The organism is Candidatus Poribacteria bacterium (assembly GCA_028820845.1).
Taxonomy (GTDB): Bacteria; Poribacteria; WGA-4E; order WGA-4E; family WGA-3G; genus WGA-3G.
The window spans coordinates 1-24,838 of record JAPPII010000067.1 but is presented as its reverse complement, the minus strand read 5'-3'; the positions used below and the strand labels follow the sequence as shown (position 1 = coordinate 24,838).

Here is a 24,838-nt window from a genome sequence, read left to right as displayed (position 1 = left end):
GTATACATCTGCAACAGGAACTTGTACGCGAGGAAAAGGTTATGCCATCTCGTGCTTTGGAAAGCTGTAGCATCTTACCTAACATCGATAAAATACTCGTCATCCGCGTTGACGGTATCGGGGACCTGCTGAATTCGACACCAGCGATCTCATTGTTACGAGAGAATTACGCATCCGCGGAGATTGCAGTATTGACGCGTCCACTCAACGCACCTGTGCTGATGGGGAACCCTGACGTTGATAGAATTCTAATCTTTGCACGTAATGGCGAACACCGTGGACTCAAGGCCCGACTCCGATTCTATTGTGAGCTACGTCGCGAAGGGTTCCAACTCGTAGTGGCGATGCAGACGGCAATGTGGTCTCACCTTGTTGCCTTGCTTTCTGGAGCACCCTACCGTTTAGGGCGTTATCAGAAGCGATTCAGGTCTACGCTCACGCACGCATGGCGCGGCAAGTATCCGAAAGGTGAAACCCACGAAGTCGATCGGAACTTGGAACTGGTCCAATTAATCTGTAGAGGCGACGGGAGACGGAAACTGAAATTTTATCTGTCGCCTAACGAAATTGATACCGCAAAGGTGCACCTTGCCTCATGGGGAATTGGTGCTAACACATTTCTTATTGGTATCCATCCGGGTGGCAGTTCGTTTGATAAACGTTGGCCCGAAAACCGATACGCTGAACTTGCTGACAAGCTGGCGCGACAGTATCACGCCACAATTCTTCTCTTGCATGGTCCCGAAGAGGCGGCGTTAGCACACGATATTCAACAGGCGATGCAGTCCCGTGCTATCGTTCATGCACCGGAAACGATTCGCGAGTTAGGAGCACTGTTGTCTTGTTGCAACTTGGTGATCTGTAACGATTCAGGTCCGATGCATCTCGCTGCAGCGTTGGATGTTCCCCTGGTGGCAGTCTTCGGTCCGACAGATCATGTCGCATGGCATCCGTTGAGCGAAAACGCCTCTATTGTACGGAGAGATATGCCGTGCTGGCCCTGTAGCGCGCATAAGTGCAAAATCGGATGGGAATGCACGAAGAAACTGCCAGTTGAACCGGTTTGGGAAGCTACGACAAAGACCATAGAAGTGAGGCCGAAATGAAGATTGTTGTCGTCGGTTGGGGCACAACAGGAGATGTTTATCCTGTCTTAGCATTGGCGGAACGTTTACTTGAAAGGGGACATCAGGTCCGTGTCTGTGCCTTGGCACTTTATAGAGACAGGGTTCTTGAAATCGGCGCGGAATTCTATGAAATCGGAGTCGAGTTTGATTTAGGAGAGTTTCACGCTGCGTTGGATGCTATTATTCCTAAACGCGATCCGCTCGCGATGATGCATCTTATTGTGGAGGAGGGAATTGTACGCCGTGGTGAAAAGTGGTATCGGCACTGCCTTGCTGCGATGAAGGGTGCGGATTTGGTAATTTGCCATTCAGTCGATATTCCCGCCCAAGAGGCTGCTATCCGAAATGAGATCCCGTGGTTTACTGTAACGTATTGCCCTGCTATTATAAAATCTCTCGATTTTGCACCGTATCCGTTTCCGAATTGGGGACGCGCGTTCAATGCAGTCGTCTGGAAAATAGCGCAACTCCGTCTTGGGTCGAGTATAGATCCGCTTTTTAATCAATTTATTGTCTCCGTCGGTGGTAGACCGCGGGCTTCCGTAATGTTAGAGAAAATGTATTCACCGTATCTTAATCTCATTGCTGCATCTCCAACTCTCTGTCCGCCTGCAGATTTTCCACCGAACCACAGATTCACGGGTGTCTGGCATCTCGCGTCTCCGAGTTACGCGCCACCCCCTGAACTCGTGGATTTTTTGGAAGAAGATCCACCCCCTGTCATCATCACATTCGGCTCTATGGGTGGATCCAATGGACGTGAAACAACGGAAATTTTGATTGATGCTGTCAGACGAACGGATCAACGCGCGATTATCCAAGCCGGATGGGGGCAACTCGGTACGCCGGAACCACTACCGAATATCTTCTGTACGGAATATGTTCCCCATCAGTGGTTGTTCCCACAAGGGAGCTGCGTTGTACATCACGGTGGCGCAGGCACGACAGCTTCAGTGTGTCGAGCGAAGGTCCCTTCTGTTGTTGTCGCGCATAACGCAGATCAGCCCTACTGGGGAAAACGTCTTTCAGATTTAGGCGTTGCTCCCAAGCATCTGCACCGTCGAAACCTCACCGCCAAACGTCTGGCAAAACGCATTCAAAAAGTTTTAGATACACCTATGATGAAAGAACGCGCGCGGACATTGGGGACACAAATGGAATCAGAGGATGGATTGACTACAGCTGTTGCTCTGATAGAATCCTTTCAATAACCGAACCGCAAGGAAATTAGCAAAATGAAAAAAATCCTTGTTTTCAGCTTCAGTTTTATTGGCGATGTCGTCCTCTCTACTGCCGTTATTCAACCGTTACGGACACACTTTCCAGATGCCCACATCGCTTTTCTTGTCGGATCACGGGCGTTTGGTCTTCTCGCGACTGCGCCGCATATTGATGCGACCATCGTTCACGACAACCGAGGGAAACACGCCGGCTGGAAAGGCCGACTGCGTCTCATAGAAACCTTGCGATTTCACAAGTATGACATCGTTGTCAACCTACGGGACAGCTTCACAGCGCGGTGTATCGGTGCGAAGCATTGGGGGATGGTACGTGGGGACAGTAACCAGCATGCTGTAACCCGATATCTTGAAGTACTTCAGGAATATGGCATTGACACAACAGGCGCGCGTCCGCATTTGCAGTTAACAACGGAGGAACAGACCACTGCGCACCGTTTTCTTATTGAAGCCGGTTGGACATCAGAGCGATTATTGATTGGTATTCATCCGGGTGGGAATTGGAAATACAAGTTGTGGAACGCGAAAAACTACGCGCAGGTCGCAAGCACTTTAGCAAAGGAATTAGACGCAGCAATTTTACTCTTCGCCGGCCCCGACGAGCGGAAACTCCAAATGCAGGTTGCGCAGATGATGGATAATCCCCCGATTCTCGTCACGACAGAAAATCTGCGTCGCCTTGCGGCGTTAATCTCGATGTGTGATGTGTATATCGGCAATGACACAGGACCGATGCATATCGCTGCAGCGGTGGATACACCGGTGGTTGCTCTATTCGGTTCAACCGATCACATTCGGAGCGGTCCTTATGGCGATAAGCATACGGTTGTCCAGAGTGGAATTGATTTGGGGTGCAACCCGTGTCATCCGGGTCAGGATCCGGGCGGATGCGGTGCTGGCAGTTGTGAAGTGATTGCGGGGATTACGACTGAGCAAGTATTGGAAGCAGTAGCGCGTTATACTTCCCAGGCTTGAGGTATTGTGAGTGTCTCAGGCAACATCTTTCGATTTTCTTAATTCAGGTTTGAGAATCAACCCACCCTTCTCGTCCTTAATTATTGGATATCAAGAGGTTACCAATAGGCAAATGCCAAGTATCAGTAACGCCGTAAAGCAGACAAAGAAAATAGTCGGTACAAAAGTTTCAACGACAGTCAGTCGCCAATAGGTTTTCTGCTCTCTGCCTTCAGCGAGTAGATCCCATTCTCGTTTGAAAAATGGATAGGCGAGTTTTTCTTCCAATTCATGCAACGCTTTAAATTTACCAGAATTCAGTTGGCGATAAGAACGAATGACAATATACCACGCCGACGCCAAGAGCATACCAAATAGCCCAAAGCCCACCATGAGCCATCCGAGCGGTACTCCGTTTTCACGTTGCAGGAAAGCGGAAAAAAGCACTGCCAATCCGGACAAGACCAGCATGTAGAAACGGTTTGCGGTGCCCCGCTGCTTGCTGACACTGTCGGCAAGTTCCGCGTGGAGTTTGTAGATTTCTACCAATTCCTGTTTTTCGTCCATGTTATTCGCCTAATTGTTACGTGCCTAATTTATGTGTGGCTATTATACTATGTTAAATTTAAAATATCAAATCAAATTCTCAAAGAGAGCATATAAAGTTTTTGTCCAACCTCAAATGTTGGGTTTCATTAATTTTCAGGTTTTTCGGAAGAATTCGTGTATACTCCGGGATAAGTCTATGCTCACGTGCTTGTTGCTGAGGTTCGCTTACTTGCTCTTCCACTGCAATCGCAAACTATTCAACACGACAGACACACTACTAAACGCCATCGCAAACGCTGCGAGCATGGGGTGGAGTTCCCGAAGCATATTCGGCACGAAAGGTAACGGATACAGCGCGCCTGCTGCGATAGGGATTAAGAGGATGTTGTAGAAAAACGCCCAGAAAAGGTTCTGTTTAATCGTGCGCATCGTCGCGCGGCTGAGCCGAATTGCTTCGGGGAGTGCCTGCAAATCGCTGTGCATCAGCGTCACGTGTGCTGTCTCCCTTGCAATATCAGTGCCTGTGCCGAGTGCGATGCCTATATCGGCTTGTGCTAATGCGGGGGTATCGTTAATACCGTCGCCTACCATCGCGACGAGACTTCTGTCTTTTGCTTGTAAGGTTTTGATAGCGTTTGCTTTGTCTTCGGGTCGGAGTTCCGCCATAACCTCACGAATCCCTGCTCCTGCAGCGATCGCATCGGCAGTGTTGCGGTTATCCCCAGTCATCATGACCACTTCACAACCGAGTCTCTGGAGGTCCGTAATAGTTGCTTGTGCTTCCGGTCTCAACGTATCTGCGACAGCGAGGAGTCCTTCAATGTGTCCGTCAACAGCAACCCATAACACTGTTTTCGCCTCGGCTTGCAGACGTTCTGCCGCTGCTTCAAAGGTCCTTGTCGGAATGTTATGTTGTTGAATTAAGGGAAGGTTGCCAATCACGACGCTATCTTTACCGACCTGTGCAGTTATACCGTGTCCAGTGACCGCTTCAAATGCACTGGGTGTTCCAATGTCAAGCCCGCGTTCCTCAGCTGCGCGGACAATTGCTTTGCCGATAGGGTGTTCACTACCACGCTCCGCAGCGGCAGAGAGTTGTAGGAGTTCCGATTCATCTTTCTCTGTGAGAATATCGGTAAGTCTGAGTTTTCCCTCTGTCAGTGTGCCTGTTTTATCGAGGACAATTGTGGTTAAGTCGCCTGCGCGTTCCAGTGCCTCGCCGTTTCGGAAGAGGATACCACGCGCCGCGCCGATACCAGTTCCCATCATAACGGCGGTTGGGGTGGCAAGTCCCAATGCACAAGGACAGGCTGTGACGAGGATTGCCACTAAGCGGAGCATTGCTGGGGTGAATCCGGCTCCGACGAGAAACCACCACACGAGAAACGTCACAATGGCAATCCCTGTGACGACAGGTACAAATACATTCGTGACTGCATCGGCGGCGCGTTGGATAGGGGGTTTGCTCTGTTGCGTTGTTTGTACCAGTTCGATAAGGCGCGCAAGGGCTGTTTCGGTTCCGATATGTGTGGCTTCCATTGTGAGCATGCCGCTCTGATTCATCGTCGCCGCTGTCACAGGATCGCCCGGGGTCTTATCTACAGGCATGCTTTCGCCGGTGAAGACGCTTTCATCAATGGCACTTTTACCGCTACGCACCACGCCATCAACAGGAATACTTTCGCCGGGACGTACAAGGAGAACATCTCCCACACCGACCTGTTCAATCGGGATGTGTTGTTCTTCACCGTTTTGTAAGCGGCATGCTGTTGTAGGGAAAAGCTGCGGGAGCTTTTTGAGAGCTGTGGTTATCTGACCTCTGGCACGTGCTTCCAGAAGTTTCCCTAACTTAATCAATGTAATGATAACAGCGGCTGTCTCAAAATAGACGTGGCTCCCAAAGCGTGCCCCTAAGTCGGCCCCTAATGCAATCGTTACAACGAGGCTATAGAAAAACGCCACGGATGAACCCATAGCGACGAGCACATCCATATTGGCGGATCGGTTGCGTAGGGCTTTAATACCGCCGATGTAATAGTCCCAGCCAACATAACCCTGTACTGGTAACGCCAAACCAAACATTAGCCAGTTCACCCAATTTGCTGATGCCCACGCCCCTAATAGATTCATATCTCTGCCCATGCTGAGCAGAAAGAGTGGGAGCGTAAAGATTATCCCGACAGTGAATTGCAGCTTCTGCCGTCGGGATTCCGCAGCACGGGCTTCGTCTTCTTCGCCTTCGTCAACAACCTCGAAACCGAGGTCCCGGATTTTGTCAACGATAGTTTCTTCGTTGAGCGTGGAGGCATCGAAGGTGACGGCGGCGTATTCGGTAGCAAGGCTAACTTCTGCAGCAAGGATACCATCCATCTTTTTTAGGTGATATGTGATGGTACTCGCGCAGCTCTCGCAGTGCATTCCGGTGATGGGGAGGTTCAGCTGCTGTTCCATATTTTTAACTATTAAATCTGGGCACCGCTCCACTACGTTTCGCGGTGGTTTTAGTTAATTCTAACCGCCTCTGGAACTTGAAAAAAGGTTCTTTACCAATTTTAGCACATCGCGGGCAAGGGACGCAAGGCTGGATATAATAGGCGAAAGTCTTTCAGTTAGTCTAAATGGACAGGTAGACCTGTTTCAAGGGATTCGTTGGCAGCGATGGATAAAATGGCGGTTTTCGCGGCATCGGCATAAGGTGATCGGATTGCGCTGCCATCTCCTGTGCGAACTGCCTCAATAAAGGTGCTATCCATGTCAATCGTGCAATTGTTTTCTGGATTCCACGTGGTTTTCTCATCGGCAGTGGAGAGCACGAGCGCGCGACGGAGATGGTATTCAAGCGAACCATCTTCACAGAAGATGTCTAACCCAGAACGCCGCAGCCCATTTGTTGTGAAACAGGCGGAGAACATTATCCCGAAAACACCGCTCTCAAATTGCAGAGAAACCGCAGATGCTTCTTCAATATCGTAATCGGTGTCCGGAATCAGATCGTAGCGTGCCACAGCGTAGACGGTTTTGACTTCGCCGAAGAGGTAGCGCGCCATATCAAATTCGTGCGTCGTCTGCTCCATGAGCTGCCCACCCGATTTTGCCTTCTCACGCCACCATCCACCCGGCATTCCGCCCATCCAATAGCCCATGAAGAACCCAACGCGCCGTGACGCAAGGAGTTCTTGCGCTTTGTCGATAATATCAAGGTAACGTTCCTGATACCCAGCAGCGGTGATGATGCCTTTTTCTTCTATCTCCGCTGCGATTTCCTTTGCTTCCTCGGCATCCATGTGTACCGGTTTTTCCACAAACATCGGGAGTCCAGCGTTGATAACAGCGCGTTCTGGGGCACCGTGGGCAAATGGCGGGATTGAGATATAGACGGCATCTAATTCCTCGCTCGCCAACATCTGATTGTAATCAGCGTAGGCTTTACCGCCGTATTGCGTCACAGCCTGCTCCGCTTTTTCGAGTACAATATCACAAAAGGCGACGAATTGTGAGCCACCAATTTCGGTTAATTCGCGTAGATGACGGTTCATGTTGCCACCTGTACCGATGAAACCTAATCTAACGTTTGACATTTTTTAATTATTGTCCTTTGATAGTCGTTAGCAGTCGTCTGAACCTGGATTTTCATGATTTTAATGACTGTGATTACAAGACATTTAATCACAGCAAATCTGATAATCTCATACAGGACTTACGTAATTTTGACTGCAGCCCGTTCTGTTTGATGCGAATTTTCGGAAAACACAGTGTTCTCGTGCCACAAACTGGGAAGTTTGTGCTACAAAAGAGCAGCATGCGTAAGCCCTATCATAAATCATAGTTCAGACTTTTACCGATGGTTCCTGACGACCAATCACCATTAAAACACTGAATTTTGTGCTGGATTGAGCATCAGTGATGGTAAAATACCGATAAGCAACACACCAATCGCTGCGATAACTAATCCGATGACAAGGGTTGAGGAATACGGACTAAATTCCAACTCCTCTTCCGGTTCACGCATATACATTGTTACGACGACGCGCAGATAATAGAATGCTGATATGGCAGTGTTAACGGCACCGATAATAACGAGCCAGATATGCCCTGCACCAACTGCAGACTTGAAGATGTAGAATTTCCCAACAAAGCCAGCAGTCGGTGGAAAACCGGCGAGCGACAAAAGCATGACCGTCATAAACATAGCAAGCAACGGTTTTCGCAGTCCGAGTCCGGCATAGTCGGAAATCATGAGACTCTCGCCATCAGCGGTTTTTGCCAAAATAACCGCACCGAATGCTCCAATATTCATCACGCAGTAGACAAGGAGGTACAGCATTGCGCTGGAGATACCTTCGCTGTTTGCCGCTGCTAAACCTATCAGGATGTAGCCGGCATGTGCAATACTCGAATACGCCAACATCCGTTTGATGTTGGTTTGTGCAATCGCAATGACATTTCCAACCGTCATTGTCAACATCGCTAATAGAATGATAACGCCGCTCCATTCGACTTGCAGGTTTGGTAACGCCTCCATGAAAATCCTCAGGAACGCCGCAAATCCCGCTGCCTTCGGTCCTGCCGAGATAAACGCCGCTATCGTTGTCGGCGCGCCCTCGTAGACATCGGGTGCCCACTGGTGGAACGGGACGATCGCCACCTTGAATCCGAACCCAACGATCAACAAAAACATTCCTGCTAACAGTAGTGGTGATTTATTCGGAGCCGCAATTGCCTCAGCGATTGCCGGGACACTCGTCGTTCCGGCACCACCGTAAATCAACGCAATGCCGTAAAGGAAAAACGCGCTTGCAAACGCACCGAGCAGCAAGTACTTCATTCCCGCCTCGCTTGAAGCAGGACTCTCTCGGAAGTAACCCGCCAAAATATACAGCGATAGCGACATCAGTTCTAAGCCCAAGAAAATGATAATCAACTCGTTGCCTGCAGCCATCAACATCATGCCGAGCGTCGCAAGCAGGATAAGTAGGTAGTAGGGACCCTGCTTTCTGTCTCTACCCCCTAAGTAGCTTATTGAGATCAGGGCAACTAAAATTGTTGAGACAAGGAAGATAATATTAAAAAAGAGAGAGAAATTATCTACCTTAAGCATTTCGCTGAATTGAGTGCCAACTGTGCCTGCTTGATGCATCTGAATGGAGACCCATAAGGCGATTCCAGCACCAACGATTGTCATCCAGCCGAGAACCGTTTTTGAAATAGAATCAAAAAGGTCGAAGACGAGGACAATAAGCAACGTCAAAGCGATAATCAGTTCTGGCATCAGCAATTGCCAGTTAATCTCTATCGGCATTCAAAAACTCCTTTTTCCCGGCTATCGGCTGTTGGCTATCGGCTATCGGTAGAGCAGTTAGGACAGTGAAGTAATACACAACCACCACACACCGAAAGCCGACTGCTGACCGCCGACTGCCATTATAGGAACACAAACGTCACAATCACAAAGAGAGGGAATAGAATCACTACTGACCAGAGCATGTATCCAAAGAAACTCGGCATGCGAATACCACTCTGTTCTGCAATCGCTTTTACCATGAAGTTCGGGGCATTGCCAATGTAGGTATTTGCACCCATAAAAACCGCTCCAACGGAGATGGCAATTAATAATCTGGCAAACTCAAGATGTTCTGGATTCGTTAATTGACCTGACAAAATTTGTGGTACAACCGTCTCAGTCAGGTGTAATTTCCCGAGTGCCGTGTTGAAGAACGTCAAATATGTTGGCGCGTTGTCCAAGAAACTGGACAAAATACCCGTAATCCAGAAATAGTGAGCAGGTTGTTTCATAGCACCAATTAAACCTGCCAGCGCACCGTTCTCTCCTGCTTTCAGAATTGCTAACGCTGGAATGATTGTCATAAATATTCCAGCGAAAACTTTTGCGACCTCTTCAATTGGCTCCCATGAAAATTCGTTGGATTGACGTAATTCGCCACTAAAGGGTGTATATTTAAGGGATAGTAGCCCCATAACAACAATCAATACTTCGCGAGCAATATTTTGCCAATACACATGAACGCCAAGAATATTGACTTCTCCCCACTTGAAAGTACCGCTCATTAGAACGGCAGCAATGATACCGAATAGGAAGACGAGGTTAAAAAGCCCTTCTACGCGAACGGGTTCGTTGGTTCCATCGTCTGGGACGACACCGCCCTCCCGTTTAAACATAAAAGTGTCAAATATAAAGAAGAAAATAATCAATATCACGCTTATAAATAACATGTGCGGCAATAATGCCGTCGTTGTCCAGAAGAAAGGCACGCCGCGGAGAAACCCGAGGAATAGCGGTGGGTCTCCTATTGGTGTTAAAGAACCCCCGATGTTACTTACAAGAAAAATGAAAAAGACAATTAGATGAACCTTATTCTTTCGGTATGCATTTGCTCGGATTAAAGGACGGATCAGGAGCATTGATGCCCCGGTAGTTCCGACCCATGATGCAATCACAGTGCCGATTAACAGTAGGAATGTATTGAGCATCGGTGTGCCACGCAATGTGCCACGCACAAGAATCCCACCTGCGACTGTGAATAAGCCCCACAAAAGGAGGATGAATGGGATATAGTCTAATAGATAGATGTGCAGGATGTCGTAAAAAGCATCTCCACGAAAAGCAATCAGATACGGGATCGCGAAGACGGATGCCCATACCAATGACATCTTTCCACCGTGATGCACAAGAAAGTGTGAATCTAAAACGAGTGGGAAAATCGCAATTGAGAGTAAGATACCAACAAATGGAATAATACTCCAGATAGGCAATTTCGCGCCATCTACTCCATGGTGCGCTCCATCGGCATCATCTGCACCGAATGCCTCCATTGAGACCAATAGGGCAAGTCCGACAATTATACAAAGAATAAGACAAGATGTGAGTTTAAATTTCACTTACTTCGTTTCTGCCTCCTTTTCAATCTTTTCATGCTGTGCAGGCTGCGTTCCGTGTAATGCGAGTTGACTGTTTGATGGTTCTTGTTTTTCCAGATGTCCGATAGCAGATTGCGCCTGCACCTGTGTTACAACAACGTCTACTGACTTTTCCATCTTACTCAGGAAAGGCTTTGGATAGACACCGATCCAAACGATGAACAGCAAGATTGGCAGCATCACAACGATTTCGCGAGCATTCAGGTCGGGTAATTCCGCGTTTGTCTTATCCAATGTTCCGAACATTACCCGTTGGAACATCCACAGCATGTACACAGCTGCAAGGATTACACCAACAGTTGCGAAAATTACGTGTATTTTAGAGAAAGCCCCCTCAACAAAACTGCCGAACAGGATCATGTATTCACCGACGAACCCATTCAAACCTGGGAGTCCGATTGACGACAATGTCACAACCATAAAAATTGTGGCGAAGATTGGCATCTGCTTTGACAAGCCACCGAAATCGACGATCATCCGACTGTGTCGCCGTTCGTAGATCATCCCAACTAAAAGGAATAGTGCTCCTGTGCTTAAGCCGTGATTAACCATTTGCAATACACTGCCTTGGATGGCTGCAGGGTTTCTTGAAAAAAGACCTAACACAACAAAGCCGAGGTGACTTACACTTGAGTAAGCAACAAGTTTCTTGAGGTCCGGCTGTACCATAGCGACCAATGCTCCATAGATGATACCGATGACCGCAAGTGTAACAATCAGGGGTGTGAACTTAGCCGCCGCGTCTGGAAAAAGTGGTAGGCAAAATCGGATGATGCCGTAAGTGCCCATTTTTAGCAAAACGCCCGCAAGGATGACGCTGCCCACTGTAGGCGCCTCAACGTGTGCATCCGGGAGCCATGTGTGGAAAGGGAAGAGTGGCACCTTAATGGCAAACGCAATGAAGAATCCAAGAAATAACAGGTCGGAATGACTGAAGGGACCACTGAGCGTCGTCAGGTCAAAACTATTGTTGTTCTGGAAATAGAGTGCTAAAATACCAACAAGCATCAGCGCACTGCCTGCCATCGTATAAAGAACGAACTTCACCGTAGCGTAAATCCGCCGTTCTCCGCCCCAAATGCCAATTAGGAAGTACATCGGAATCAGCATGGATTCCCAAAACACGAAGAAGAGGAACAGATCTAATGCACAAAAGACCCCTAACATGCCGGTTTCGAGGGCGAGCAGCGACATCATAAAGCCGCTCAATCCTTTCTCAACCGAATTCCATGCGGCGAGAATACACACCGGTGTGAGGAAAGTCGTCAGTAGCACTAACCACAACGAAATGCCGTCAATGCCGATATGGTAACTTATACCTAAACCCGGAATCCACGCGTGTTGAGTGACATTTTGAAATGCTCCAGTCGTTGCGTCAAATCCCGTATAAAGCCCTAACGAGATAACAAACGTTAGAACCCCAATGGCAAGTGCAATACCTTTAATAGCGGTTGCGCCTAAGCCCCTGAGCAACGCAATCGCTATCACACCGAGCAGTGGTAAAAAAATGACTGTTGAAAGTAACAAGGAAACCTCCTTTAGGACAATTCGATTTTCAGCAATAGGCACGGCCTACCGTTCGCGATTTTCATACGCACTCAGAATAAATCATGAACCGAACAGGCTCCAGATCGAACCAGCGGACCAATCACGTCTACGCTCCTCTTCTCGTTTTAATTCGCGGAGGCGTTTTGAATAAGTATCACGAGGGACACTGTTTTGCCACCATATTTTCAACTTGCGATTGAACGCGGAGATGTCTTTCTCCGATTTCCCACAGTGGTCCAGCACCCATGCCCCTAATCTAATATCATTGTGAATCCGGACAGCGGCTTCCTGAAACGCTTCTGCTGAAATGCCCAAGAAGGACAAAATTCCAGCATCTTGCTTGGAGGCAGCACCGTACTTATAACTTCCAATTTCACCAACATGGTCAGCCCGCGCCTTATCTGTCAATCTTGCAACACCACAAATGCCAGCTACTTCTTTATTAATTAGGTCCCGTGGGCGGAAAGTCCTCTTTTTTTTCATCTTTCTTCCCTCGAAAAAAGGTTTAAGCGAAAAACAGATAGTACGCAAGGAACAACACTATTCCCAGAACCATTGAAACAATGTACGCTTGGACGATCCCTGTTTGGAGTCGTCGGAGCGTGCCGCCAATAATTTGAACAATCGAAGCTACACCGTTGACAATTCCATCAATAACGCCATTGTCCACGATCCGCCACAGTAGGTAGTGAGAGCCGTTTTTGATGGGCTGCACAATGAGTGCATTGTAAATCTCGTCGATATAGTATTTGTTGGCAATCAGTCTATGGAGTGCATTGGTGGGTTCCTCAGACGGCACGCGTTTGCTGTAACGCATCCATGCGAACGCAATACCCGCCAAACCGACGACTGAGGAAATAACCATAAATAAGACTACATTACCCGATGCCTCATGGTGTGCTTCTGGAAAAACGTTTTTTGTGAAGTGGTGGAACCAACTATCATGTCCACCCCAACCTAAGAGTAAGCCGATTAGAGCCGAAGGGATTGCTAAAATTGCCAGAGGGACCCACATCACCGGTGGTGATTCATGTAGGTGTGAAGCAACGTCGGGTTCGACCCGAGACTCGCCATAGAACGTCACAAAAATCAGTCGGAACATGTAAAATGCTGTCAGGAATGCTGTGACCAACCCTATAATGTAAATCAGCGGCGAACTCCCCCACGCACTGTGTAGAATTTCGTCTTTGCTCCAGAAACCGCTCAGAAATGGGAATCCGGCAATGGCAAGCGCACCGATTAAAAAAGTCCAATGCGTTATTGGCATTTTTGCTTTCAAACCGCCCATCCTTCGCATATCTAACTCGTTCGCCATTGCATGCATCACGCTGCCAGCGGTAAGAAACATCAGACCCTTAAAGAAGGCATGCGTTACCAAGTGGAAAACGCCAGAGGCATAAGCACCAACACCGACCCCAAGGAACATATATCCCAATTGGCTTACCGTGGAATAGGCGAGGATGCGTTTGATGTCGTTCTGTGCCAATGCAATCGTCGCCGCGAAGAACGCAGTCAAAACGCCAATCCATGCGACAACTTCACCTGTATGCGCTATGTTGTAAAGCACGGCGGAGCGCGCTATCATATACACGCCTGCTGTTACCATTGTTGCAGCGTGAATCAACGCACTAACGGGAGTCGGGCCTTCCATCGCGTCTGGTAGCCACACATAGAGCGGAATTTGTGCCGATTTACCTATCGCGCCAACAAAGAGTAGCAAGGTTGCAATTACGAGGGTACTACCTCCAAAAACTTTCTGAAAATTATCGGCTTCGGCAGCATCGAATATTGACGCAAAATCAAGCGTGCCAAACGCTGCAAATAGCGTAAACATGCCCAGCAGGAAACCGAAATCACCAATCCTGTTCACAATAAACGCTTTTTTTCCAGCATCCGTCGCTGACTTTTTGTCGTACCAGAATCCAATCAGCAGGTAAGAACAGAGTCCAACACCTTCCCACCCGACAAACATCATGAGATAGTTGTTGCCGAGAACCAGGATTAGCATTGCGAACACAAATAGATTCAAGTAAGCGAAATAGCGGGTATATCCTTCATCACCATGCATGTAGCCGATTGAGTACACGTGGATGAGGAACCCTACACCCGTGATTACTAACAACATTACTGTCGTTAGTGCATCCACTCGAAACCCGATATTGAAGGCGAATGATTCTCCCGTAATCCATTCATAAAGTGTTTCGTCAAGAGGCGTACCACCGCCCTGAAGACTGGCAAAGGCGATGATTGAACAGATGAGGGAAATAAGCACTGCGACCGAACCGATCCACCCACTCAGTTTCTCATTCCCTTTAAGCCATTTCCCAAGCAATCCGTTAATCAGGAATCCAACAAGTGGGGCAACTAACAGGACAACAATTAATTCAAGTGACATATTTTTATCCTTCTTTATCCTTTCAACGAATTAACTTCGTCCACATTAATCGTTTCACGATGCTTGAAGACGCTTACGATAATTGCAAGCCCAATCGCAACCTCTGCAGCAGCGACAGCCATCACAAAGAAAACGAAGACTTGTCCGGTCGCCTCACCCAAACTACGACTGATTGCTACAAAGGCGAGGTTTGCTGCATTCAACATCAGTTCAATACACATGAAGATGATGATGGCGTTTCTACGGACAAGAACGCCTATTACCCCTGTTGTGAACAGGAGTGCGCTTAAGATAAGATAGTACTGTAGTTCCATGTAAAACTTTTTCTCCTCATGCCTGTAGATGCTATCGTCGAAAATATTTTAATTTTCACTTTGGCTTTCACGTTTCACCAGAACGATAACTCCAATTAACGCCGCCAACAAAATGAGCGAGGTAACCTCGAAGGGTAAGAGATACTTACTGAACAGGAGTTCGCCAATATCATACGTCGTTGTGTTTGGAGATACCGTAGCCGGTTGTGCAGAGGCAATCGCGGTATTATTGAGGACGTTTGTAGCGATATAGATGCCTTCAATGGCTAAGAGAATACCTAAAATTATCGCAAAGCCCTTTAGTTTTCCGCCGATGGCTCCTTTCACCGAGAGTGTTCCGAGGTTCAGCAGCATAATCACAAAGAGGAAGAGCACCATGATAGCACCCGCATAGACAATCACTTGTACAGCCGCAACAAAGTGTGCACCTAACAACAGAAACAGTCCTGCTTGTGCGAAAAAGGTCACGACAAGCGAAAGCGCGCTATAAATCGGATGCCGAAATGAGATGACGGCGATTGCGCCAATCAGCGAGACCGCTCCAAAGAGAATAAATAGAATCTGTTCTGCATTCATTCGTACGCCTCCTATTCTATTGCGTCGAGAGCCGTCGGTGTAAGCCGATTGTCACTATCTTGTGTTACTGGCTTTGGGGCATCCATCACAAGCAATCCTGCTACAATAGATACAACAATAAATCCAGCAACTGCGTTGCCGATACCTACTACCAAGCGAGAGTTAGTTATTATCCATAGGGTGCCAGTTACAACGATTGAAGTTAACGTAACGGGCAACAAAAATTTCCAACCGAAGTTCATAAGTTGATCATACCGGAACCGCGGCAGCGTCCAGCGTACCCATATAAACACGAATAGGAAAATGGCGGTTTTGGCAAAAAAGATGCCGAATGAGATAACGCCACTCCACACGGGACCCCCTATATTTTCTAAGCCAAAAAAGTGCCAGCCCCCCAGGAAAAGTGTCACCGTCACAGCAGAGCCGACAATCATGTGCATATATTCTGCCATGAAAAACATCGCAAACTTCATACTACTGTATTCGGTATGATAGCCCGCCACAAGTTCTTGCTCGGCTTCCGCGAGGTCAAACGGTAAGCGGTTTGTTTCTGCAAACATTGCTGTGACGAACGCTAAAAAGGCGGGGAAATGAATCAGGAAATTCCAATGCCACGGATACGCGCCTTGCGCTTCGGCAATTACCCGAAGGTGGAGCGAACTCGTCAGCATCAGCACCCCGATAATCGCCAATCCCAGCGTCAATTCGTAGCTAATCATCTGTGCAGACGAACGTAGACCCCCTAAAAGCGAATACTTGTTATTAGATGCCCAAGCCCCCAAGACGACCCCGTAGACACCAAGGGAGGTTATCGCTAAGATATACAGGATCCCGATGTTGATATCCGCAACCTGGAGGGGTATTTCGTGTCCGAGGACCGTGATAGTACTCCCAAACGGCACGACTGCGATTGTAACCAATGCTGGTATCAAGACCATTGCCGGTGCAAGCACATACAGCGGCTTATCTACATGATCGGGGATGAGATCCTCCTTGAAGAGGAACTTAATTCCGTCGGCGATTGGCTGTAAAATTCCTTGAAAGCCGACCCGATTCGGTCCAAGTCGATCCTGCATCCATCCACTCACTCGGCGTTCTGCCCAGATCATTGCCATTACGCCGATAATTAGTAGATGCGCGATGAAGAGAATCTTGACGATTGAGCTGATAATTAAAACGAGAAGTTCTGAATTTTCCATTTTTTTAATTATTATGTCTGGACGTTGCCTCCGTTGTCGGCAACGATCTAAAATTGGTAAAAAAACCTATTTTAGATTAGAAAAAGTTTGTAACAATTGGAATCCTGCCCTGACAACGGAAGGGCAGTGCAAAAGCAATCGTTAAATTACCAATTTAACCCCTGCGTCTCCGATGTTTTGATGCGTTGCGTCCCCATAGCCCGGCACATTTTCTGTAATAGCGAGCGCAATCTCACCCGCGAAGTGATAGTTCATCTCACCCCCCAACTGTTTGGCAAGCTGCTGCGTGATCTCCCAATCGGCTCGCGCTTCACCGGGTGGATCAATCGCCTTGCGAATCCGCTGTACCCAGCCGGTTGAATTCGTGAAGGTCCCGTCTTTCTCTGCGAAAGTCGTCCCGGGTAGCACCATATCTGCTAATTGTGTAATTTCTGAGGGCAGGATATCTTGCACGATGAGGAAGTCAACGCTTTCTAATGCGGCTTTCTCTGCATCTTCGAGAGGACGTTCCGGCGCACCGCTGACGAGGTAAACAACTTTTGCACCTGAAACCTTTTCCCAAAGTGCATCACCTTCTAAAACGACGTTGCCGTTTGCAGAACCGAGGATCGTTCTTGCACCTGCCGTGTTCGGATTCTTATCCGCTTCGATGGTGAATTGTGGGAATTTGTGTGCTTCGCCCGGCAGCTGCCCAAAGAGTCCTAACGCAGTCGTTTTCAGGACATCGTGTGCGAACTGCTGTAAAACGTAGTTGTCTTCATTCGTTGCTTGCGCGGAACCGATAACAAGGATATCCTCAGCCTCTACTTCCGACAACTTTTCTGTAATTACCGACAGCGCATCTGCCCAGTGTGTTGGGGTTAACTCGTCATCAACCCGTTTTAGTGGGAGTTGGAGCCGGTCATCGCTGTTCACATAATGGTAGCCGAGACGGCCGTCGTCACACATCCAATACTGGTTAATATCTCCGTGAAAACGCGGTTTCAATCGGTAAACGCCATCGGCTTTGTATTCTACAGTGATATTGCAGCCAACACTGCATCCCGAACAGACACTATTCGCCTGTTCCAAGAACCATGGACGCGATTTGAACAGAAAATCTTTGCTAATCAATGCACCGACAGGACAGATATCAACCACATTTCCGGCGAGTTTATTGTCCAACAATTGCAGGGGCGCACCCTCATGGCTTCGCGGAATATCAATTTCATCGTGAGAACCACGCTGGATTAAACCTAACTCACCGCTGCCAGAGACCTCCTCACAGAATCGGATGCACCGCGTGCAGACGATACAACGTGTCGAGTAGAGCAAAACGTCCGGTCCTAAATCCTTCTTCGGCGGCACATTTTTGACTTCGAGGTAACGACTTTTATCACTGCCGTGACGGTGGCTAAAATCTTGCAAGTCACACTCACCGGCTTGATCGCAAACCGGGCAATCCAGCGGATGATGTATGAGCAGGAATTCCAGAATATCCTCGCGTGCTTTTTTCACACGTGGGCTATCCGTTTGAACAATAAAGTCGTATTTTCCGTCAAGTTTCCTATCTGGCGGCGCGGTTCGGACTGTGGTCGTACAGCCCGTTGCCAATTGTCGGTCTGGTACAATCGCGCCAGCGGGTGGAAAGAAAACGTAAGGTTCAACGAGACACATTCGGCAATTCGCAGGACGGCTCAGCCCCTGATGATAACAGTAGTGAGGGACCTCGATGCCGTGTTGCCTCGCTGCCTCAACTATATTGGTTCCATCTTCAACCTCTACCTCGAGGTCATTTAATTTAATAAATGCCATATTTTAATTTTTCCTTCCTACAGGTCAGCGAACTCTTTCGGAACAAACCGCTGTTGATACGCGTAATTCTCCTCCGGTGGAACTGTGGCTTCAGCAACAGGTAAGGTAACCAGTTTACCTTCTCGGATAGCGGCTTCAAACTCAGGACGGAATTTGCGCATATAACTCACGGCTGGCCACGAGACAGCGATGCCGAAGACGCAAATTGTGTTCCATGTCATCGTATCTACATTTGCGATGTTGTTAGCAACACTCTCCAGCAGGTCTAAATCTTCGTAAATTTCTTCTGTTTCGCCGGTATCCCCCCATCTCCCATTTTCAGCAACACCGAATTTCGGACGGGTGATAGTGCTTTTGCGTCCGTTTCCGTCGGCAATACGCTGAACAATGTCGCGCACCCAGGGTGTCCCCCAACGGCACGGCGTACACTGTCCACACGACTCATGTGCATAGAACTTCATGATATTGAGTAAGCAATCAACGATATTCCGAGTCTCGTTCATGACCATAATGCCACCCGAACCGAGCATAGATTTGGCGAGTGTGAGTGAAGTAAAATCAAGCCGCGTGTCCAACTCATAGTGCGTTAAGATCGGTGCAGAACTACCACCGGGGATCACCGCTTTCACCTCTTCGCCGCGCAAACCGCCTGCGACCTCAATGAGTTCAGTGGATGTCAATCCGAGTTCAAGTTCATAAACCCCCGGTTCGTTAACATCACCACTGATGCAGTAGAGTTTCGTGCCTGTGTTAGGGTCAGGGGTCGGCGGATCCGACCGTGTATCGGCGTACGTGGGTCCCATCTGGGTGTACCATTCAACACCGTTACCTACAATAAAAGGAAGATTGCACAACGTCTCGACGTTCTGTACGACCGTCGGTTTTCCAAACACGCCTTCAACCGCGGGAAATGGCGGCTTGTTGCGGGGTTGTCCACGCTTCCCCTCAAGCGATTCAATCAAACCTGTTTCTTCACCGCAGATATAAGCACCCGCACCGGGGTGTGTGTAGATGTCAATGTTGAGTCCTGTGCCGCGAACATCTTTTCCGAGGTACCCTTTTTCGTAAGCCTCCTTGATAGCGGCATCCAACATCCTTTTTCCGAGGGTGAATTCACCACGAATATAGACGTAGGTCGTCTCGATACCCATCGCGTAGCAGCAGATTAAGATGCCCTCAATCAACAGGTGTGGATTCTTTTCCAAGACGTAGCGGTTACTAAACGTTCCCGGCTCGCTTTCATCGGCGTTGCAACACAGGTAACACGGCTTTATGTCTCTGGGGACGAAGCTCCATTTCAAACCCGTCGAAAATCCGGCACCGCCTCTCCCTTTCAACCCGGAATCCATCACCATTTTAGCAATATCTTCTGGTTGATATTCGGCGATAGCCTTTTCAAAGCGGGTGTAGCCCTCGTATTGGCGAAAGACATCAAACGTGTTAATGTCAGGCACATCCAGATGTTCGTAGAGAATTCGTTTTTCCTCGAGCATGCTGTCTCCTCTACAGATTGTCTAACTTTAGTATAGCAAGCAATGTAAAGCAAAGACAAATTTTGTGCTTTAATAGCACAAAATTTAGCTTGCAAGCTTCGCTAAAAGCTCATCAACCTTTTCGGGGGTCAAATTTTTATATAGATCGTCGTTCACCATGATAACTGGCGCAACATCGCACGAAGCGAGACATTCCACCTTCATGAGCGTGAACTTGCCATCAGCAGTCGTACCTTTCGCAAGATTGGTTTCAGAAGCGACATCCGTCTCCAATTTCTCCTTGAGATAGTCCAAAACAACTTTGCAGTCCCGCAAGGCACAAGGCAATGTATGACACACTCGAATCACGTACTCACCTACCGGCTCTTCAAAGAACATCGGATAGAAAGTGACGACATCCTTGACCTTCATCAAGGAGACTTCGAGTTGCTCTGCGACGTACTTCATGACAGCAGGGGTAATATAGCCCGCCTGTCTCTGTGCGAGATGGAGCGTTGGCAGCATCGCTGCCTCCTTAATTGGATACCGCCCTATCAACGCGTCGAACGCACGCTGATTTTCTTCGTTAAACGCGAAAGGCGTTTCGATTTGAATGAGTTCATCTGACATCTACGTTTTCCTTCAACTTCACATAAGTAAATTTATTTCTTACAACTAAATAACCCTGAGCGTTGGGTTTCACTGCATTCAACCCAACCTACACGTCTAAAAATTCACTTTAAAATGTTACACCAGTGTAACATTTGACGGACAGCGGTTATTGGTATAGAACCCAGTCACCGTAAGGGTTCATGGATATATTTTTCTCCGTTGTAAAAAAAATAATTTGGCGAAAAGTGTAACATTTAACAGTTGATAGATAACCTTTTAAATTGACGCATATTGCGGGTCTTAGTAATTCCCGTAAAACTGAATACGATTGCCTTCTGGATCGCGAATGTCGAAAATGGCATGCCCATCGTTATTTTCAAGTTTTCGTAATCGTTTCCCTTTCGATTTTATGTGTTGGTGAACAGCACTCACGCTTTCAACGTGAAACATCAGTTTTTGTCTTCCTTCGTTGGGTTTGCTGGCACTATGGAGACACAACGTGCAAGCACCTGCATTAAAGCGGAAAAACCGGTGTTCTGGGAACGGCTGGTCTTCGTCAGGTGTCAATCCAATGACATCCCTGTAAAATGCAATAATACCCTTCATGTCTTTGACAAAGAGCATAATACCTTTGAGTTCCATATTTTTAACTCTTAAATCTGGTCACCGCTCCACTTCGTTTCGCAAATCAACGGTATGAATGCCTTATGGCATTCCCCGGGTTTCTGGTTAAGTTCAACCGCCTCTGGTATAGCAACTTTAACTTGAGAGTTTCGCTAAGATGTAATTATCTTTTTTCAGGGTTAAATTCTTATCAATCCGTCAAGTAGAAGTACGATGCTCCATTTAGCGATCTAACTCCCCGGCAATAACGTTCAGACTTCCCAACACAGCCACAGTGTCAGAGACCATCCCGCCCTCCAACATGTGCGGTAATGCTTGGAAATTCAAGAAACTCGGTGGACGGATACGGATACGGTAACCCGTTCCACTCCCATCACTGACGATATAAAATCCGAGTTCTCCGTTCGGGGATTCAGTTGCACAGTAGTGATCGCCTTTTGGAACCTCTACACCGTGTCCATCCATAATCACTTTGAAATGATGGATTAACCCCTCAATATGTCCATAAGCGTCCTCTTTATTCGGGAGCATAATTTTGTTATTTTCGGAGTTGACCGGTCCATCAGGCATATTATCGAGGACTTGGGCAATGATACCACAACTCTGAATCATTTCTTCCATTCGCACGAGGTAACGGTCATAGGCATCACCGTTAGTGCCAACGGGCACATCAAACGTCACCTCATCGTAACTGGAGTAGGGTTCAGCCTTACGCAGGTCGTGCGCAACGCCGGTTGCCCGGAGACAGGGACCCGTCAAACCGTAGTCAATGGCATCCTCACCTGAAATAGGGCCAACGCCTTTCGTGCGATCCATCCAGATACGATTTCGGGTGAGTAGCGTGTGGGTTTCTCGCAGTGCCTTCGGGAAGTCGGTGATGAATTGTTGGATATCTTCCTCGCAGCCTTGATAGAGGTCTCGGAGGACCCCGCCGACACGCGTGTAACTGGTTGTCAACCGCGCACCTGTTGTTTTTTCAAAGATGCTGTACAATTTTTCACGTTCACGGAAGCTGTAGAGGAATACTGAAAATGCCCCTAAATCCAGTGCTGCGGTCCCCAGCCAGAGCAGATGGTCTGCGACTCTTGAGAGTTCTGCCATCAAAATACGGATGTATTGGCACCTTTTCGGCACCTCAATACCGAGCAATTGCTCGACTGCAAGCACATACCCGAAGTTGTTCGACAGCGGTGACAGATAGTTCATCCTGTCCGTTACAACGATGTATTGGTTGTAATCCAGATGTTCACCGAGTTTCTCAAATCCTGTGTGAAGGTAACCGGCGTGCGGGGTTGCCTTCAAAATGGATTCGCCGTCGAGTTCTAACACAATGCGAAGGGTGCCGTGCGTTGCAGGATGTTGTGGACCGAAGTTGAGAACCATCTTCTCGCCTGTCGCGCGTTCCAACCCACTTTGCATAGTATGTATACTCCTTTTTTATAGACATCAGCTGTCGGCTATCAGCAATCAGTAAAGACGCAAGCGTTACAGAAAATCTCTTTTCTTAACTGACCCCTGAAAGGGTTGCGTAGCAACCCGTGCTGACCGCTTTTTTTATACATTCTGCTTGTCAAAATTGAACCGTTCGCGTTCGCCGCGTCCTCGAAGTGGGTAATCCTTACGGAGTGGGTACCCCTCAAAGTCGTCTGGCATTAAGATCCGACGCAGATCGGGGTGCCCCTCAAAATGGATACCAAACATGTCATAAGTCTCGCGTTCCAACCAATTTGCCGCTCGCCACAAGCCTGCAACAGATGGGATGCTCAAGTCGTTTTCATGCACAGGGACTTTAACCCGAAAACGGCACTGTCCTTGATAGGAGTAGAGCTGATAAACGACCATGAATCTGGCATAGTCGAATTGCATTAACTCCGATTCCATCTCCGAATTATCCACCGCTGTGACATCGACAAGGTAGGTATAGGCAAGTTCGGGATCTGTTTTCAGATATTCCAGAACGGCGTAAGCATGTTCTTTACGCACAACAGCGACGGCGGTGCCGCGGACTTCATCCTGTGCTAAAAGCGCGTCTGCGTAATCTGCCTCTAATTTTTCAAGGACAAGAGGTTTCGACTGTTCTTCGACTTCTTTCTCTTCATTCATAAACCGCCTCTACTCCTTTAGGTAAGGCACCACTATCAATTTTTTGCTGCACCTGCAGCACTGCATCAATCAGGTCTTCGGGACGTGGTGGGCATCCGGGAATATAGACATCCACAGGAATGAACTGATCTACACCTTGGATAAGGGTGTAGGTGTCAAACACACCGCCGCAAGAAGCACACGCTCCCATTGAGATTACCCATTTCGGGTCGGGCATCTGGTCGTAAATACGTTTCAAGACCGGCATCATTTTGATGGAAATTCTGCCGGAGACGATAAGGAGATCCGATTGGCGCGGTGAAAAGCGGATCGCCTCAGAGCCAAATCGAGAGAGGTCGTATTTGGAAGCCAAAGTTGCCATCATCTCAATCGCACAGCAAGCCGTACCGAACGGCATCGGCCACAAAGAGTTCTTTCGTCCCCAGTTGACGACCTTATCAATCGTCGTTGTGATGATATTACCGTCCTGTCCGGTATCTGGTCCAAAGTCTAATCCCATGTTAAGCCTCCTTTCTTCCAAGCGTAGATATAGCCGAGAAAAAGAATACCGATAAACACCAGCATTTCAATTAAAATAAACAAACCACTTGTTTCAGAGAATTTCTTGAAGACCAATGCCCAAGGATAGAGGAACACCACTTCAATATCGAAGATGATGAAGAGCATCGCGATAAGGTCGAACCGGATGGTAAACCGCTGCCTCGCATCACCAACCGGGCGGACCCCGGATTCGTACACGGAGAGTTTAACGGGGGTTGGGCGTTTCGGACCAAGAATATGCGTCAGGGCAAGGTTAACCGCCGCAAAGATAACAGCGAATAGCCCTAACAGTAAGATCGGAAGATAATCTATTAACATTGTTTTTAATCTATTTTGTCCTCACATATCTTAATATTGAATCGCAAACTTCGCCAACAGGAAAGGTTAATGCAGACTCACAAACAGATTTTTCTAACACACTTCATATTTTCTCATATTTCAAAAACATTGTCAAGTTTTTTTGAAAAAAAATAAAAGCCGGTGACAAAACAAAGGTCTTAAAGCGGTTTTGTTTTGTTATCGGCTTTCAGTTGTCGGCAATTTTGTCTGAATCACGGATTTGATTTTAACGCTCCCCACATTGTCGTAAGTTTTGCTCCCGGCGTTACGGGTAATCCTCCCCGGTCTGGGATTCCTTCCCCGGTGATGGTAATGTTGTCAAAGCGCGCTGTGTAATTCGCAAGCCCGAAACCGGCACCGCCTGTCGGGTGGGACGCGATATTCTCTGTCTTTATCTTGAGTTCTTCACCCTCATGTAAGAAGACAAAAGGATCTCCTGTTTCCGCGATTTTCTTTTTATTTATTTAGGACTTACGCAAAATTAGAAAATGAGTTGATATATTCTCAGTCGTCGCTTA

Annotated in this window: 22 protein-coding genes; 3 read left to right on the top strand and 19 right to left on the bottom strand. The window is 47.9% G+C overall.

What is annotated here, in order from left to right; translation table 11 throughout:
- Positions 1-41: 41 nt before the first annotated feature.
- Genes waaF through OXN25_13570 form a run of 3 tightly spaced genes read left to right on the top strand, consistent with a single transcriptional unit; the run spans position 42 to position 3,340 of the window.
- Positions 42-1,106 (top strand): lipopolysaccharide heptosyltransferase II, encoded by a 1,065-nt coding sequence (waaF, locus tag OXN25_13580; protein MDE0425888.1) that lies wholly within the window; start codon positions 42-44, stop codon positions 1,104-1,106.
- Positions 1,103-2,338, top strand: a complete 1,236-nt coding sequence (locus OXN25_13575) for a glycosyltransferase (GenBank protein MDE0425887.1) — start codon at positions 1,103-1,105, stop codon at positions 2,336-2,338. The genes waaF and OXN25_13575 overlap by 4 nt, the downstream gene beginning before the upstream one ends.
- A 24-nt stretch (positions 2,339-2,362) precedes the next feature.
- Positions 2,363-3,340 carry a glycosyltransferase family 9 protein gene (locus tag OXN25_13570; GenBank protein MDE0425886.1) on the top strand — a complete coding sequence of 326 codons (978 nt, stop codon included), beginning with the start codon at positions 2,363-2,365 and terminating at the stop codon, positions 3,338-3,340.
- A 90-nt stretch (positions 3,341-3,430) separates the two neighbouring features.
- Here the strand turns inward: OXN25_13570 and OXN25_13565 are convergent, their stop codons facing one another.
- The 19 genes from OXN25_13565 to OXN25_13475 all read right to left on the bottom strand — a co-directional run bounded on the left by OXN25_13565 (position 3,431) and on the right by OXN25_13475 (position 24,299).
- Positions 3,431-3,886, bottom strand: coding sequence for a hypothetical protein (locus OXN25_13565; GenBank protein ID MDE0425885.1), 456 nt, complete (start codon positions 3,884-3,886; stop codon positions 3,431-3,433).
- Between the two features lie 207 nt (positions 3,887-4,093).
- Complete coding sequence (locus tag OXN25_13560; protein ID MDE0425884.1) at positions 4,094-6,319, bottom strand: heavy metal translocating P-type ATPase; 2,226 nt, start codon at positions 6,317-6,319, stop codon at positions 4,094-4,096.
- A 158-nt stretch (positions 6,320-6,477) separates the two neighbouring features.
- Positions 6,478-7,446 carry a Gfo/Idh/MocA family oxidoreductase gene (locus OXN25_13555; protein ID MDE0425883.1) on the bottom strand — a complete coding sequence of 323 codons (969 nt, stop codon included), beginning with the start codon at positions 7,444-7,446 and terminating at the stop codon, positions 6,478-6,480.
- A 287-nt stretch (positions 7,447-7,733) separates the two neighbouring features.
- Positions 7,734-9,167 carry an NADH-quinone oxidoreductase subunit N gene (locus tag OXN25_13550; protein ID MDE0425882.1) on the bottom strand — a complete coding sequence of 478 codons (1,434 nt, stop codon included), beginning with the start codon at positions 9,165-9,167 and terminating at the stop codon, positions 7,734-7,736.
- Positions 9,168-9,289: 122 nt separating this feature from the next.
- Positions 9,290-10,699, bottom strand: a complete 1,410-nt coding sequence (locus OXN25_13545; protein ID MDE0425881.1) for a sodium:proton antiporter — start codon at positions 10,697-10,699, stop codon at positions 9,290-9,292.
- 66 nt (positions 10,700-10,765) lie between these two features.
- Positions 10,766-12,331 (bottom strand): NADH-quinone oxidoreductase subunit M, encoded by a 1,566-nt coding sequence (locus OXN25_13540; GenBank protein MDE0425880.1) that lies wholly within the window; start codon positions 12,329-12,331, stop codon positions 10,766-10,768.
- A gap of 81 nt (positions 12,332-12,412) precedes the next feature.
- The gene (locus OXN25_13535) at positions 12,413-12,835 is read right to left on the bottom strand and encodes a DUF5069 domain-containing protein (GenBank protein MDE0425879.1); all 423 of its coding nucleotides are present in this window, start codon (positions 12,833-12,835) and stop codon (positions 12,413-12,415) included.
- A gap of 22 nt (positions 12,836-12,857) precedes the next feature.
- Positions 12,858-14,747 carry an NADH-quinone oxidoreductase subunit L gene (gene nuoL, locus OXN25_13530; protein ID MDE0425878.1) on the bottom strand — a complete coding sequence of 630 codons (1,890 nt, stop codon included), beginning with the start codon at positions 14,745-14,747 and terminating at the stop codon, positions 12,858-12,860.
- Between the two features lie 14 nt (positions 14,748-14,761).
- Positions 14,762-15,061, bottom strand: coding sequence for an NADH-quinone oxidoreductase subunit NuoK (gene nuoK, locus OXN25_13525; GenBank protein ID MDE0425877.1), 300 nt, complete (start codon positions 15,059-15,061; stop codon positions 14,762-14,764).
- A 48-nt stretch (positions 15,062-15,109) separates the two neighbouring features.
- Entirely contained in the window at positions 15,110-15,637 is a 528-nt protein-coding gene (locus tag OXN25_13520; GenBank protein ID MDE0425876.1) for an NADH-quinone oxidoreductase subunit J, read from the bottom strand.
- An 11-nt stretch (positions 15,638-15,648) separates the two neighbouring features.
- The gene (nuoH, locus tag OXN25_13515; protein MDE0425875.1) at positions 15,649-16,836 is read right to left on the bottom strand and encodes an NADH-quinone oxidoreductase subunit NuoH; all 1,188 of its coding nucleotides are present in this window, start codon (positions 16,834-16,836) and stop codon (positions 15,649-15,651) included.
- A gap of 141 nt (positions 16,837-16,977) precedes the next feature.
- Positions 16,978-18,630, bottom strand: coding sequence for a molybdopterin-dependent oxidoreductase (locus OXN25_13510; protein ID MDE0425874.1), 1,653 nt, complete (start codon positions 18,628-18,630; stop codon positions 16,978-16,980).
- A gap of 17 nt (positions 18,631-18,647) precedes the next feature.
- Positions 18,648-20,123 carry an NADH-quinone oxidoreductase subunit NuoF gene (gene nuoF / locus OXN25_13505; protein MDE0425873.1) on the bottom strand — a complete coding sequence of 492 codons (1,476 nt, stop codon included), beginning with the start codon at positions 20,121-20,123 and terminating at the stop codon, positions 18,648-18,650.
- Between the two features lie 84 nt (positions 20,124-20,207).
- The gene (locus tag OXN25_13500; protein MDE0425872.1) at positions 20,208-20,732 is read right to left on the bottom strand and encodes an NAD(P)H-dependent oxidoreductase subunit E; all 525 of its coding nucleotides are present in this window, start codon (positions 20,730-20,732) and stop codon (positions 20,208-20,210) included.
- A gap of 282 nt (positions 20,733-21,014) precedes the next feature.
- Positions 21,015-21,356: a VOC family protein gene (locus OXN25_13495; protein MDE0425871.1), complete on the bottom strand. Its 342-nt coding sequence runs from the start codon at positions 21,354-21,356 to the stop codon at positions 21,015-21,017.
- Positions 21,357-21,560: 204 nt separating this feature from the next.
- Positions 21,561-22,757 (bottom strand): NADH dehydrogenase (quinone) subunit D, encoded by a 1,197-nt coding sequence (gene nuoD, locus OXN25_13490; protein ID MDE0425870.1) that lies wholly within the window; start codon positions 22,755-22,757, stop codon positions 21,561-21,563.
- Between the two features lie 135 nt (positions 22,758-22,892).
- A complete protein-coding gene (locus OXN25_13485; GenBank protein ID MDE0425869.1) occupies positions 22,893-23,441 on the bottom strand; it encodes an NADH-quinone oxidoreductase subunit C in 549 nt (182 codons plus the stop codon).
- Positions 23,434-23,940 carry an NADH-quinone oxidoreductase subunit B gene (locus OXN25_13480; GenBank protein MDE0425868.1) on the bottom strand — a complete coding sequence of 169 codons (507 nt, stop codon included), beginning with the start codon at positions 23,938-23,940 and terminating at the stop codon, positions 23,434-23,436. The genes OXN25_13485 and OXN25_13480 overlap by 8 nt, the downstream gene beginning before the upstream one ends.
- Positions 23,931-24,299 (bottom strand): NADH-quinone oxidoreductase subunit A, encoded by a 369-nt coding sequence (locus OXN25_13475; GenBank protein MDE0425867.1) that lies wholly within the window; start codon positions 24,297-24,299, stop codon positions 23,931-23,933. Before OXN25_13475 ends, OXN25_13480 begins: the two co-directional genes overlap by 10 nt.
- Positions 24,300-24,838: the final 539 nt, after the last annotated feature.